Annotated in this window: 12 protein-coding genes; 7 read left to right on the plus strand and 5 right to left on the minus strand. The window is 74.2% G+C overall.

The window, feature by feature from the left end; all coding sequences use genetic code 11:
* Positions 1 to 231: 231 nt before the first annotated feature.
* Positions 232 to 1425: an NAD(P)/FAD-dependent oxidoreductase gene (locus ACI780_RS24180; protein ID WP_457006044.1), complete on the minus strand. Its 1194-nt coding sequence runs from the start codon at positions 1423 to 1425 to the stop codon at positions 232 to 234.
* A 37-nt stretch (positions 1426 to 1462) separates the two neighbouring features.
* Complete coding sequence (locus ACI780_RS24185; protein WP_457006045.1) at positions 1463 to 3334, minus strand: glycoside hydrolase family 2 protein; 1872 nt, start codon at positions 3332 to 3334, stop codon at positions 1463 to 1465.
* 240 nt (positions 3335 to 3574) lie between these two features.
* Between ACI780_RS24185 and ACI780_RS24190 the strand changes: the two genes are divergently transcribed.
* Genes ACI780_RS24190 through dapB form a run of 4 tightly spaced genes read left to right on the plus strand, consistent with a single transcriptional unit; the run spans position 3575 to position 7596 of the window.
* Entirely contained in the window at positions 3575 to 4903 is a 1329-nt protein-coding gene (locus ACI780_RS24190) for a substrate-binding domain-containing protein (protein ID WP_456872290.1), read from the plus strand.
* Positions 4904 to 4916: 13 nt separating this feature from the next.
* On the plus strand, positions 4917 to 5867 hold the full coding sequence (locus tag ACI780_RS24195; RefSeq protein ID WP_457006046.1) for a carbohydrate ABC transporter permease: 951 nt from the start codon (positions 4917 to 4919) through the stop codon (positions 5865 to 5867).
* Positions 5868 to 5881: 14 nt separating this feature from the next.
* Positions 5882 to 6781 (plus strand): carbohydrate ABC transporter permease, encoded by a 900-nt coding sequence (locus ACI780_RS24200; protein ID WP_457006047.1) that lies wholly within the window; start codon positions 5882 to 5884, stop codon positions 6779 to 6781.
* An 11-nt stretch (positions 6782 to 6792) separates the two neighbouring features.
* A complete protein-coding gene (dapB, locus tag ACI780_RS24205; protein WP_456872287.1) occupies positions 6793 to 7596 on the plus strand; it encodes a 4-hydroxy-tetrahydrodipicolinate reductase in 804 nt (267 codons plus the stop codon).
* A gap of 26 nt (positions 7597 to 7622) precedes the next feature.
* Here dapB and ACI780_RS24210 read toward each other — a convergent pair whose 3' ends face one another.
* Positions 7623 to 8369: an arginase family protein gene (locus ACI780_RS24210; protein WP_456872286.1), complete on the minus strand. Its 747-nt coding sequence runs from the start codon at positions 8367 to 8369 to the stop codon at positions 7623 to 7625.
* 81 nt (positions 8370 to 8450) lie between these two features.
* Between ACI780_RS24210 and ACI780_RS24215 the strand changes: the two genes are divergently transcribed.
* From ACI780_RS24215 to ACI780_RS24225, 3 genes are all read left to right on the plus strand, one after another.
* Positions 8451 to 8924 (plus strand): Fur family transcriptional regulator, encoded by a 474-nt coding sequence (locus ACI780_RS24215; protein WP_456872285.1) that lies wholly within the window; start codon positions 8451 to 8453, stop codon positions 8922 to 8924.
* Positions 8921 to 11140 (plus strand): catalase/peroxidase HPI, encoded by a 2220-nt coding sequence (katG, locus tag ACI780_RS24220; RefSeq protein ID WP_457006048.1) that lies wholly within the window; start codon positions 8921 to 8923, stop codon positions 11138 to 11140. The genes ACI780_RS24215 and katG overlap by 4 nt, the downstream gene beginning before the upstream one ends.
* A gap of 152 nt (positions 11141 to 11292) precedes the next feature.
* Positions 11293 to 11754 carry an ester cyclase gene (locus tag ACI780_RS24225; RefSeq protein WP_456872283.1) on the plus strand — a complete coding sequence of 154 codons (462 nt, stop codon included), beginning with the start codon at positions 11293 to 11295 and terminating at the stop codon, positions 11752 to 11754.
* A 19-nt stretch (positions 11755 to 11773) separates the two neighbouring features.
* On the opposite strand, the gene ACI780_RS24230 is transcribed toward ACI780_RS24225, so the two are convergent.
* Together ACI780_RS24230 and ACI780_RS24235 are read right to left on the minus strand one after the other, a co-directional pair.
* Positions 11774 to 12283 (minus strand): GNAT family N-acetyltransferase, encoded by a 510-nt coding sequence (locus tag ACI780_RS24230; RefSeq protein WP_457006049.1) that lies wholly within the window; start codon positions 12281 to 12283, stop codon positions 11774 to 11776.
* A 28-nt stretch (positions 12284 to 12311) separates the two neighbouring features.
* Positions 12312 to 12992, minus strand: a complete 681-nt coding sequence (locus ACI780_RS24235; protein WP_456872281.1) for a hypothetical protein — start codon at positions 12990 to 12992, stop codon at positions 12312 to 12314.
* Positions 12993 to 13029 lie beyond the last annotated feature (37 nt).

The following is a 13029-nucleotide window of genomic DNA, read 5'->3' on the forward strand; positions in this document are numbered from 1 at the left end:
CCCCCCCCCCCCCCCCCCCCCCCCCCCCCCCCCGCCCCCCCCGCCCCCCCCCCCCCCCCCCCGCAGGCCCACCCCGCCCCCCCCCCCCCCCCCCCCCCCGCCCACCCCCCCCCCCCCCCCCCCCCCCCGGCGCTCGCCGTCCACGTCATGGTCAACCCGGCGCTGACCGGGGTCACCTACGACGTGGACGGCGTCGAGCAGCTCGTCTGAGGCGCCGTGGCGCGTCGGCTGTCAGGCGTCGACGGCCTCGTACAGCCCGGCCGACGCGCTCGCCCCCGTGACCACGAGGTCGGCCACCACGCGGGAGGCCACCCACGCCTGCACGTGACCGGTGCCGTTGTAGCCGCCCAGCGCCAGCACCCGCCCGTCGGTGCCCGGCACCGGCCCGCAGCGGGGCACCGGGTCCTGCGCGAAGCCCACGACGCCGGCCCACCGGTGCGTCACCTCCGCGCGCACCTGCAGCTCCTCCGCCAGCCACCGGTCCAGCCGCTCCTGCACCGGCCCGGAGACCTCGGCCCGGTCGGTCCAGCTCGCGTCCCCGTCGAGGTCGGAGAAGCCGCCGAGCGCGATCCGGCCGTCGGCGGTCTGGTGCACGTACTCGTGCCCGTCGCGGGCGTACACCGGGCACGGCAGGACCGTGCGCCCCAGCGGTGCCGTGGCGAGCATGTTCAGCCGCCGCGGGCGGACCGCCGCCGCGGCCGGCACCAGCGCCGCCAGGTCGCCGTCCACGGCCACCACGGCCCGGTCGCAGCGCACGACGCCGGAGGCGGTCGGCACGCGGACGCCGTCGCCGTCGACGGCCGGCGGCGCGGTCACCGGCGAGCGCTCGAAGACGCGCGCCCCGCGCGCCTCCAGGGCGGCGGCGAGCGCCCGCAGCCAGCGGACCGGGTGCACCGACCCGTCGTGCGGGAAGAACAGCCCGGCCCGCTCCGGCCGGGCGAGCGGGCCGGGGAGGTCCTCGCCGGCCACCGGCTGCGCCGGGAAGCCGTCCTCGGCCAGCGCCGCGCCGTGCGCCCGGACGTCGTCGGCCTCGGCCGCGTCGACGGCGACCCGCAGCATCCCGTCGAGCCGGAAGTGCGCGCGGGCGCCGACGGCCTCGGCCACCTCGAGCATCTCCCGCTGGGCCTCCAGCGTGGCCCGGTGGACCGCCGCCGCCCGCTCGCGTCCCCAGAGGGTGCGGGTCACGTGGTACATCGGCGCCGCGCCGGCGATGAAGAAGCCGCCGTTGCGGCCGCTGGCCCCGGAGGCGACCTCGTGCCGTTCCAGCACCACCACCGACAGACCGGCGTCGAGCAGCCGCCGCGCGGTCGCCAGCCCGCCGACGCCGGCGCCGACCACGCACACGTCCGCGCGCACCTCACCGGCCAGCGGCGCGCGCGGGCGGTACGGCTCGTCCTGCCACAGCGGCACCGCGGCAGCGCTCACGTGGGCACCTCCCGTGTCCTCCGGGCCCTCCCGGGTCTCAGCGCTCACGCCGGCCGGTGACGATCTCCCGCAGCCGCTCGACGGGGAGCTTGGGCTCGCGCCACTCGTCGAGCAGGCCGTTGGCCTCCTGCATCGTGTCGGTGAGCTGGGTGTAGCAGAACCCGGCCAGCACCGGGGAGGCGTGCACGGCCGAGAGCAGGTCCTCCAGCCGCCGGGCGAAGTCCTCGGCGTCGGTGGCCGTCGAGTACCCCCACGTGCGCTCCTCGGGCACCTCGTGCGGCGGCACCGGGGTGAACCGCACGCCGCCGAACTCGGTGAGCATCAGCGGCTGCTCGCGGTCCACGGCCCCGGGCAGCAGCACGCGGCGACCGGCCGGCCAGAACTCCTCCAGCGCCGTCAGCAGCTCCGCCGACCCGTACCGCTCGGCGAGGACCGCGCCGGTGTCGGCGTAGTCGTGCACCGTCCACACGTCGCTGTCGGTGTGCTCCCAGCCGTCGTTGCTGACCACCGGCCGGCTGGGGTCGACCGCCCGGGTCAGCGCGGCCAGCGCGACGGTGTAGGCCTGCTGGGCGGGGTCGGTGGCGACGTCGTGCACGCCCCAGCTCTCGTTCATCGGCACCCAGGTGACGATGCAGGGGTGGCTGACGTCGCGGTGCACGACGTCGAGCCACTCGGTGGTCAGCCGGCGCACCGCCTCGGGGCTGAAGGCGAAGGCGTTGGCCGTCTCGCCCCACACCAGGACGCCGAGCCGGTCGCACCAGTACAGGAAGCGGGGGTCCTCGACCTTCTGGTGCACGCGCACGGCGTTGAAGCCGAGCTCCTTGACCAGCTCCACCTCGCGGCGCAGCGCCCCGGCGTCCGGCGCGGCCAGGTGCGAGGTCGGCCAGTACCCCTGGCCCAGCACCGAGCGCACGTAGTAGGGCAGGCCGTTGAGCAGGAAGGCGCGGCCCCCCACGCCGGCGGTGCGCAGCCCCAGGTAGCTGCCGACCTCGTCGAGCACCTCGCCGTCGCCGTCCCCGGCGAGCACCCGCACGACGGCGTCGACCAGCCGGGGCGTCTCGGGTGACCAGGTCATGTCCTGGCGGGCCTGCCCGTTCTGCAGCGCGGGGACGGCCACGGTGGTGCGGGTGCGCTGCTCGGCCACCCGGACCCGGTGCTCGGCCAGCAGCTGTCCGTCGAGCTCCAGCCGCACCGCCACCGTCACCGGCTCGGCCGGCGTCTCGCGCAGGGTGATGCCCAGGTGCACCGCGGAGCCGGCGACGTCGGGGGTCCAGGCCAGGTGCTCGACGGCGACCGGCGGCACGACCTCGCACCACACCGGCTGCCAGATGCCGCTGGTCCGCGAGTACCAGATGCTGTGCGGCTCGTCGAGCCAGTCCTGCTTGCCCCGCGGCTGGGTGACGTCGCGCGGGTCGTCCTCCGCGCGCACCACCAGGACGTACTCGGCGTCGACATCTGCGTCGGCACCGCCGGCCGCCAGCAGCGCGGTGACGTCGAAGGAGAACGGCGTCTGGCCGCCCTCGTGCTCCCCGAGCAGCGTGCCGTCCAGCCACACCCGCGCGGCGTAGTCCACCGCGGCGAACCGCAGGACGACGCGGTGGCCGCGCTCGCGCACCGCGTCGGCACCGGCGACGTCGGCCAGCCGCAGCGACCGCCGGTACCAGAACACCGGGTGCGGGCCGGGGTCGGCGACCCCCGACGCCTCGGACTCGGGCGGAAAGGGCACCGTGACGTCGCGGTCGAAGACGGCGCGGTCGCCGAGGTCGGTCAGGTCCGCCCAGCCCCCGCCGATCCCGGTGCGGTCGTCGTCGAAGGCCAGCTGCCACGTCCCGCAGAGGTCCGTCCACTCCTCCCGCTGCAGCTGCGGGCGGGGGTGGGTGCCGTCCTGTGCGGACGCGCGTGCGGGCATGGTCACTCCTCGGGTCGGGGTCGACGAGCGGGTCGGGGGTCCGGGCGCGGGACGCCGCGGACGACCGCGTCGGTGGTCACGTCGCACCGGTCCGTCGATGCTGACAGGTGCCGGCAGCAGCCGGACACCGGCGTCCGGTCGGGGACGTCGAGCCCCGTGTGACCCAGCGCTTGCCGGTCGTCACGAGACCGTGCAACAGTCCTCCCGTCCGGCATTTCGGGCTACGACTGGACGTAATCCATGACCGGTTTCTCGCGTCGTCAGTTCCTCGCTGCCGGGGGCGGTGTCTCGCTCGCCGCCGCGCTGGCGGGGTGCTCGTCACCGATCGCCAGCAGCCTCACCGGAGCGCAGCCGAGGACGGCCGACGTCATCTTCTGGCACCTGTTCGGCGGCGGCGACGGCGAGAACATGGCGACCATGCTGGACACCTACCGCGAGGAGTCCGGCAGGTCGGTCGAGGCCGCGCTGCTCTCCTGGGGCAACCCCTTCTACACCAAGCTGGCGCTCTCGACGTCGAGCGGCCGACCGCCGGACGTGACCGTCGCGCACCTGTCCCGGATCCCCCTCCTGGCGCAGGCAGGGCTGCTCACGCCCGTCGCGGACCAGTTCGCCGCGGCGGGGATCACCGAGAACCAGTTCACGCCGGCCGCCTGGGAGAAGGCCACGGTCGACGGCACCACCTACGCGGTGCCGCTCGACACCCACCCGTTCGTCCTCTACTACAACACCGCCCTGGCGGAGCAGGCCGGCCTGCTCGACGAGACCGGCGAGAACCTGCGGCCCATGCGGAACAGCGACGACTTCGTCGCGGCGCTGCAGACGATGAAGGACTCGACCGGCAGCGAGTACGCGGCCGTCGCCTCGATCACGGTCGACCCCTCGACCTGCTGGCGCCTGTTCCTGATGACCTACTCCGGTCTGGCCGGACCGATCGTCGAGGATCTCGGGACCAGGGTCACGATCGACCGCGCCGCGATGGAGGAGTCCTTCGCCTTCCTGCAGAGCCTCACCGGGGACCTGGCGCTGATGCCGCGCACCGCCACGTCGACGACGTCGTCGACCCTCTTCAGCAACGGCGAGGTCGGCTTCCTCTTCGACGGCGTCTGGCAGATCCCGACGTACCGGGACGTCGAGGGCCTCGACTTCAACGTCGTGCCCTTCCCCGCCCTCCTCGGCCCCGAGCCGGTCGCCTACGCCGACTCGCACGCCCTCGTCCTGCCGAGCAGCCCCGGACGCTCGGACGCGCGGACCGAGGACGCCGTGCGCTTCGTCCGGGGACTGCTGGACCAGAGCCTGACCTGGGCGGACGGCGGACACGTCCCCGCCTGGCTGCCGGTGCAGGAGAGCGAGGAGTTCCAGGAGCTGCAGCCGCAGAGCAACTACACGGAGGCGGCCTTCAACGCGGTCTACGACCCGCCGGGTTGGTACACCGGGGCGGGCTCGGACTTCCAGACCGCGATGGGCTCCGTCGTCGCCAGCGTGCTGACCGGCGCCACCGACCCCGCCGGCGGCGTCGAGAGCCTGACCAGCAGCCTGCAGACGTTCTCCACCGCCCGGCCACCCGTGTAGGACGGAGACCGACATGACCGCCACCGCTCTCCCCGCGCCCACGAGCGGGGTCGAGGTCAGGGACCGCCCCGCGGCCGCGGGCAGGCCCCCGCGCCCGGAGAACCGGGCGGGCTGGCTGTTCGCCACCCCGTTCCTGGTCCTCTACCTCGCCTTCCTCATCGGCCCGGTCGTCATCGGCCTGCTGATCAGCCTGTTCAACACCACGACGGTGAGAGCGGGCATCGGCGACTGGGTCGGCTTCTCCAACTACGCCGACGTCCTGACCAACGCCGACTTCTGGGCCTCGATGTGGCACTCGGCGCTGTTCACGCTGCTGACCACGCCGATCCTGGTGCTGCTGCCGCTGCTGTTCGCCGTCCTCGTCTCGCGGCTCTCCCGCGGCCAGGGGTTCTACCGGCTGGCCTTCTTCGCCCCGTACGTCGTGCCCTCGGCCGCGGTGTGCCTCATCTTCGCGTTCATGTACACGCCCGAGACCGGGCTCATCACCAACGTCTTCGGCTGGTTCGGGCTGACCGCCCCGGACTTCTTCGGCAGCACCTCGGGCGCCTGGTTCGCCGTGACCCTGCTCACCGTGTGGTGGACGTTCGGCTTCAACTTCATCCTCTACACCGCGGCCATCCAGGAGATCTCGGAGGAGGTCTACGAGGCCGCGACGCTCGACGGCGCCTCGCCGTGGCAGCAGATCCGGCTGATCACCGTCCCCCTGCTGCGCTCGACCATCGGCCTGGTGCTGGTCCTGCAGGTCCTGTCGTCGCTGAAGGTGTTCGACCAGATCTACATCCTGCTGGCCGGTGGCCCGAACTACTCGACGCGTCCGGTCATCCAGTACATCTTCGACACCGGGTTCTCCAACTACCGGGGCGGCTACGCGGCCGCCGCGACGATGGTCTACTTCGTGGTCCTGGTCGTCGTCAGCGTCGGCTGGTTCCTGGTCCGGCGGCGCAACAACTCCGCGAACGCCTGAGGGGGATCCCGACGATGTCGACCGTGATGGCCGCCCCTGCCGACGGCACCACCGCCTCCGCCCCCCGACGCCGGCGCCGGGGCGGCGAGCAGGACCAGGGCGGGAAGCTGTTCAACCGGCTCGCTGCCACGTGCGTGACGCTCTTCGCCCTGATCTGGCTGGTCCCGTTCCTGTGGGCCCTGATCACGTCGCTGCGGCCCAACGAGGAGATCGCGGCGAACCCCACCAACTTCTGGGGCAGCAGCTGGAACCTCGACGCCTACAGCTCCGCGTGGAACTCGAGCCCGCTGGGCTGGTGGTACGTCAACAGCTTCATCATCTCCACCCTCACGGTGGTCTTCACCGTGGTGGTCTGCTCGATGGCCGCCTTCGCCCTCGCGAACCTCAACTTCCGCGGCAAGTACGTCTTGTTCGGGCTGATCCTGGCCGGCCTGATGGTGCCCGTGGAGGCGCTCGTCCTGCCGCAGTTCCTCGAGTTCCGCGCTCTCCGCCTCCTGGGGACCTACTGGGCGGTCGTCCTGCCCTCGATCGCCCTCCCCGTGGCCCTCTTCGTCTTCCACTCCTTCATCAAGGCCATCCCCGTGGCCCTCATCGAGGCCGCCCGGCTCGACGGTGCCAGCTGGTGGCGGATCTACTCCCGGATCGTCATGCCGCTGTCCAGGCCGGCGATCTCCGCGGTCGCGATCCTGACGTTCATCACGTCCTGGAACGCCTTCCTCTGGCCGCTGCTCGTCCTCACCCAGACCAAGTCGCAGACGATCCCGGTCGGGCTCAGCAGCCTGGTCGGCGGTTCCGCGATCCAGTACGCCGAGACCATGGCGTCGGCCGTCCTCGGCATCCTGCCCCTGCTCGCCGTCTTCCTGGTCCTGCAGCGCCAGATCGCCCAGGGGGTCGCGAGCACCGGCATCAAGTAGCCGGTCGAGCGGTGATCCGGGTCTGCTTCGCCGGCGCGACCGGCTGGACGGCGCCGCCGATCCTGGCCGCGATCGACGCCGCCGACGACCTGACGCTCACCGCGGGGGTGGCCCGCTCGGCGGCGGGCCGGCCGCTGTCGGAGGTCACCGCCTCCCCCAGCGACGGCCGGGTGTACGGGAGCGTCGACGACGCGCTCGCCGCCGAGCAGGTCGACGTCCTCGTCGACTACACCAGCCCGGCCGCCGTCGCCGGGCACGTGCAGGCCGCCGTCCGGGCCGGGGTGCACGCCGTCGTCGGCACCAGCGGGCTCACCGGCGACGACCTCGCCGGGCTCGACCGGATGGCCCGCGACGCCGGCGTCGGGGTGGTCGCGGCGGGCAACTTCTCGGTCGTGGCCGCCGTCCTCGCGCACGCCGCGGCGGTGGCCGCCGGCACGCTGTCGCACTGGGAGGTCATCGACTACGCGGGCGCCGGGAAGCCGGACGTCCCCAGCGGCACCGCCCGGGAGGTGGCCGAGCTGCTCGCCGAGGTGCGCCGTCCGGCGTCGGCCGTGCCGCTCGCGGACCTGCACGGGCCGGTCGAGGCCCGGGGGGCGGAGATCTCGGGGACCCGCGTGCACTCGGTGCGCCTGCCGGGCTTCGTCGTCTCGACCGAGGTCGTCTTCGGCGGCGCCGGGGAGCGGCTGGTGGTGCGGCACGACGCCGGGGACTCCCCCGACGTCTACGTCGAGGGCACGCTGCTGGCGGTGCGGAGGGTGGCGGAGGTCCCCGGGCTGCGCCGCGGGCTGGGCTCCCTGCTCTTCGACGGCCGCTGACCCGACGGCCGCTGAGGCGGACGGCCTCAGCTGCCGGCCAGCTCCCGCACCGCCGCGAGGACCCGCTCGTGGGCGGGCGCCGGCCGGTCGCGGTCCCGCCAGGTCGCGGCGAGGCCGACCGCGGCGACCCGCCCGGTCCCCAGGACCCGGCCGACCGCGGCGAGGACGTCGTCGAGCGGCGGGCCGCCGGAGGCGGGGAACAGCAGGTCCGGGACGTCGGCGGGGTCGCACACGTCCAGGTCGACGTGCAGGTACAGCTCCCCGTCGGGGAGGTCGGCGGCTCCGAGGCCGGCCACCGGACGACGGCGGACACCGGCCCGCTCCAGCAGGGCGTGCTCGGGCGGGTCGGTGTCCCGGGCGTCGACGAGCACCACGCGCGACGGCGGTACCGGGCGCAGCCCGAGGGCGTCCGGGAGGGTCGGCGTCCCCACGCCCGCGGCCAGCGCGAGCGGCATGCCGCCCAGGTAGCCGGAGGTCGTGGTGGCCTCGGTGTGGAAGTCGGCGTGCGCGTCGAACCAGACGATCCCGGGGTCGCGGCCGGCGCGCTGCAGCCCGGTGAGCACCCCCAGGCCCGTGGTGCAGTCCCCGGAGACGACCAGCGGCCGGGTGGGGGCGGCAGCCACCTCCTCGGCCACGTGCCCGTAGAGGACCGCCATGCGCTGCCAGGGCGTCCCGGGCGGCAGCTGCGCGGTCAGCTCGCGGTCGACCGGGAAGCCGGTGACCAGGCCGGGCAGCCGCTCGTCGAGGTGGTAGGGCACCACGAACGTCGTCATGCGCGGGATCCTCTCGCGGCCGGGTCGCCGACGCGCCGCCCTGTTCTTGACTGGTTCAAGACAGGCCGCGAGGATGGGGCCGTGCCGGACACCGCAGACCTCGAGCGCGCGCTGCGCGCGGCGGGTCTGCGGGTCACCCGCCCGCGGCTGGCGGTGCTCGACGCCGTGCACGCCCACCCCCACGTCGACACCGAGACGCTGATCGGCGCCGCCCGGGCCCGCGTCGGTGCGGTGTCCCACCAGGCCGTCTACGACGTGCTGCGGGTGCTGACCGACCACGGGCTGGTGCGGCGCATCCAGCCGGAGGGCTCGGTCGCGCGCTACGAGGCGCGGGTCGGCGACAACCACCACCACCTGGTCTGCCGGTCCTGCGGCACGATCGTCGACGTCGACTGCGCCACCGGCAGCGCGCCCTGCCTGACCCCCGCCGACCCCCGTGGCTTCGTCGTCGACGAGGCCGAGGTCCTCTACTGGGGACGCTGCCCGGCCTGCGCGGCCGGCCGGCCCCCCGTCCCACCCGACCGCCCCACAGCAGCACAGAGAGGGACACCGTGAAGGACGAGCGCAACAAGGTGACGACCGAGAGCACCAGCGAGAGCGAGAACCCGGCGATCCCGTCGCCGGAGGCGCACACCGACCACCGGCCGCGCACCAACCGCGACTGGTGGCCCAACCAGGTCGACCTGTCGGTGCTGAACAAGCCCTCGAGGGACTCCGACCCGCTGGGCGAGGACTTCGACTACAAGGCAGCCTTCGCCGAGCTCGACGTCGAGGAGCTCAAGCGCGACCTGCGCGAGCTGATGCGCACCTCGCAGGACTGGTGGCCGGCCGACTGGGGCCACTACGGCCCGCTCTTCATCCGCATGTCCTGGCACGCGGCCGGCACCTACCGCATCGCCGACGGCCGCGGTGGCGGCGGGCAGGGCGCCCAGCGCTTCGCGCCGCTCAACAGCTGGCCGGACAACGCCAGCCTCGACAAGGCCCGCCGCCTGCTGCTGCCGATCAAGCAGAAGTACGGCCGCAAGCTCTCCTGGGCCGACCTGCTCGTGCTGGCCGGCAACGTCGCGCACGACGACATGGGCCTGCCGACGTTCGGCTTCGCCTTCGGCCGCGAGGACACCTGGCAGCCCGAGGAGGTCTTCTGGGGCCCCGAGGACACCTGGCTCGGCGATGAGCGCTACGCGGGTGACGAGCCGCTCAACCTGGACGAGGGTCCACTGGCCAACGTCACCATGGGCCTGATCTACGTCAACCCCGAGGGCCCCAAGGGCCAGCCCGACCCGATGGGCTCCGGGCACGACATCAAGCAGACCTTCCGCCGGATGGGCATGACCGACGAGGAGACCGTCGCGCTGATCGCCGGCGGCCACACCTTCGGCAAGACGCATGGCAACGGCGACCCGTCCCTGCTCGGCCCGGAGCCCGAGGGCTGCCCCGTGCACGGCAACGGGCTCGGCTGGCACAACCCGCAGGGCACCGGTAAGGGCGCCGACACCATCACCAGCGGCCTCGAGGGCGCCTGGACCCCGACGCCGACCCAGTGGGACAACTCCTACTGGGAGACCCTGTTCGGCTGGGACTGGGAGCTCGTCACCAGCCCGGCCGGTGCCAAGCAGTGGCAGCCGAAGAACCCCGAGGCGCAGGAGCTGGTCCCGGACGCGCACATCCCGGGCAAGAAGAACCCGCCGATGATGTCCACCGCCGACATGGCGCTGCGGGTCGACCCGGAGCTGCGGGCCTACGCCGAGCGCTTCCGGGACGACCCGGAGTACTTCGCCGACTCCTACGCCCGTGCCTGGTTCAAGCTGCTGCACCGCGACATGGGCCCGAAGAGCCGCTACCTCGGCCCCGACGTCCCGGCCGAGGACCTCATCTGGCAGGACCCCGTCCCGCCGGTCGACCACGAGCTCGTGGGTGAGGCGGAGATCGCCGACCTCAAGCAGCGCCTGCTGTCCTCCGGGCTCACCGTGTCGCAGCTGGTGCACACGGCCTGGTCGGCCGCCGCGTCCTTCCGCAGCACCGACAACCGCGGCGGCGCCAACGGCGCGCGGATCCGCCTCGAGCCGCAGATCGGCTGGGCGGCCAACGAGGGCGTCCGCGACGTGCTACCGGTGCTCGAGCGCGTCAAGGGCGAGTTCGAGCAGCAGACCGGCAAGCGGGTCTCGCTGGCCGACCTGATCGTCCTCGGCGGCAGCGCCGCGGTCGAGAAGGCCGCCGCCGACGCCGGCGTGCAGGTGACCGTGCCGTTCTCCCCCGGCCGCACCGACGCCTCGCAGGAGCAGACCGACGTCGACAACTTCCGCTGGCTCGAGACGCGGGCCGACGGCTTCCGCAACTGGATCGCCCCGGGCAGCAAGATCTCCCCGGAGACCCTGCTGGTCGACAAGGCCTACATGCTCGGCCTGACGGCCAAGGAGATGACGCTCCTCGTCGGCGGCCTCCGGGTGCTCGGCGCCAACACCGGCGGCGTCCAGCACGGCGTCTTCACCGACCGCCCGGGCGTGCTCTCGCAGGACTTCTTCCGCAACCTGCTCGACCTGGGCGTCTCGTGGCGGACGTCGGCCGAGGCCGAGGGCGTCTACGAGGGCACGGACGCCGACGGCACCGTGGTGCGCACCGCCACCGCGGCCGACCTGGTGTTCGGCTCGAACTCCATCCTCCGCGGCATCGTCGAGGTCTACTCGGCCGACGACGCGCAGGAGAAGTTCGTGCGCGACTTCGTCGCCGCCTGGACCAAGGTCATGGAGCTCGACCGCTTCGACCTGCGGTAGTCCTCCCCCCTCCGGACGCCCCGGCCCGCACCCGCGGGCCGGGGCGTCCGCGCGTCCGCGGCCGGCCGAGGGCCCGACGACCCTGGTCCGCCCCGAGCGGGCGAGCACCATGGACGACGCCCCACCGAGCACATCGCGGGAGGAGTCCTGCCATGACGCAGACCACGGGTCCGACGATCTCGAGGGAACGGGCACGCGAGGCGATGACGCGCTTCATCGCCGCCTGGGAGCAGGGCGACGTGTCGGCCGTGGACGAGGTCTTCGCCGACACCCTCGTCTACCACGGGCCCCCGTTCCCCGACATGGGCCGCACCGAGGTGCGGGACTTCATCACCGGGTTCCGCGCCGGGTTCTCCGAGATCCACGTCCAGCTGCACGAGCACGCCGTCGACGGGAACACCTCGGTGCACCGCTGGACGGCCGAGGCCGTGTTCTCCGGGACCACGCCGCTGCTGCCGGGGGTGGAGCCGACCGGCAACCGCACCACCGCCGAGGGCGCCCACGTCCTGCACTGGTCGGGGGACGCGGTGTCCGAGGCCTGGCACCTCGGGGACTGGCTCGGCTGGCTGACCCGGGCCGGTGTGCTGCCGCCGATGCCGGGCGCCGCCGCCTGAGCCCCCGGCCCGGACAGCGTCAGGGCCCCGCCGCGCCGGTCGCCAGCTCCCACCGCCAGACGGCGCCGGCCTCGGGGTCGGTCAGCTCGGCGGTGCGCCGGAACCCCAGCCGCCGCAGGACCGCGGTCGAGGCGTTCTCCCCGGCCAGCGTGTGCGCCCGCACCAGCGTCACGCCGCGGGCGGTCGCGGCGTCGACCCACTGCCGGGCGGCCTCGGTGGCGTGGCCCCGTCCGCGGTGGGCCGGGGCGATGCCGTAGCCGATCTCGACGGCGCCGTCGACCGGCGGACCGGTGAAGCCACCCAGGCCGACGACCGTGCCGGTCGCCCCGTCGACGACCAGGTGGCTCCACCACTCCGGGTCGGCGCCCCCGCGCAGCACCCGGACCGTCTCCGGGAGCGCCTCGGGGAAGGGCAGGTACCCCTCCGCCACGTCCCGGCCGTACCGGCGGGTGAAGACCTCGCTCCCCTCGAGCAGCGCCTCGGCGCGGTCCAGCGTGAGCGGTTCGACGACCGTGTGCTGCGGGGCCACGCTCCCTCCCTCCTGCGTGCCGGCGGCGTCAGCGGGCCCAGGCGTCGAGCCGGTCGGCGCCGATCCGCGCCAGGCGCCGGCCCTCGTCGGCGGCGTCGTCGTCGACGAGGTCGAGCACCCGCACCACCGACAGGTGGTCCTCGACGCGGGCCACGGAGACCCACTGGCTGACGCCGACGTCCACCGGGCCCGAGTCCACCTCACCGGTGGCGACCAGGTTCACCTCCTCGGTGACCGCCCGCCCGTGCGGCTCGGTGTCCGTGGTGACGTCGAGGCGCAGGGTGGCGTCCTGCTCGACGTGCTCGACAGCGTGGCAGGACGTCGCCGTCCCCCGCCAGCCGTCCAGCGCGCCGGCCGCGGCGGCGGGGTCGTCGAAGCCGAGGACGGTGTGCGCGACGACGACGCCGCCGAGCGCGTCGTCGGTCGTGAACGTCACCGACCACCGCTCGGTGGCGCCGGCGCCGAGCGCGTCGACGGCGGACAGGCAGCCGGCCCGGGTGAGGTCGTCGTCCGCGGCCGGGTCGGGGTCCACCCGGTGGTCCGGGCCGACGTCGTCCGCGCGCAGCAGCGGCCCGTCCTCCCGTGCACCGGGGCCGGGGACGTCGTCGGGCCCGGAGACCTCGACGGTGCAGCCGGCAGCCAGGACGGCGGCGGTGGTGAGGGCGAGGGCGGCGAGGACCCGGGCCCGGGAGGGGCTGGTGGTGGTCACGAGAACTCCGTCTCGGTGGCGTGGGCAGGGCGGGAGG

The sequence above is a fragment of the Geodermatophilus sp. SYSU D00814 genome, assembly GCF_054050055.1.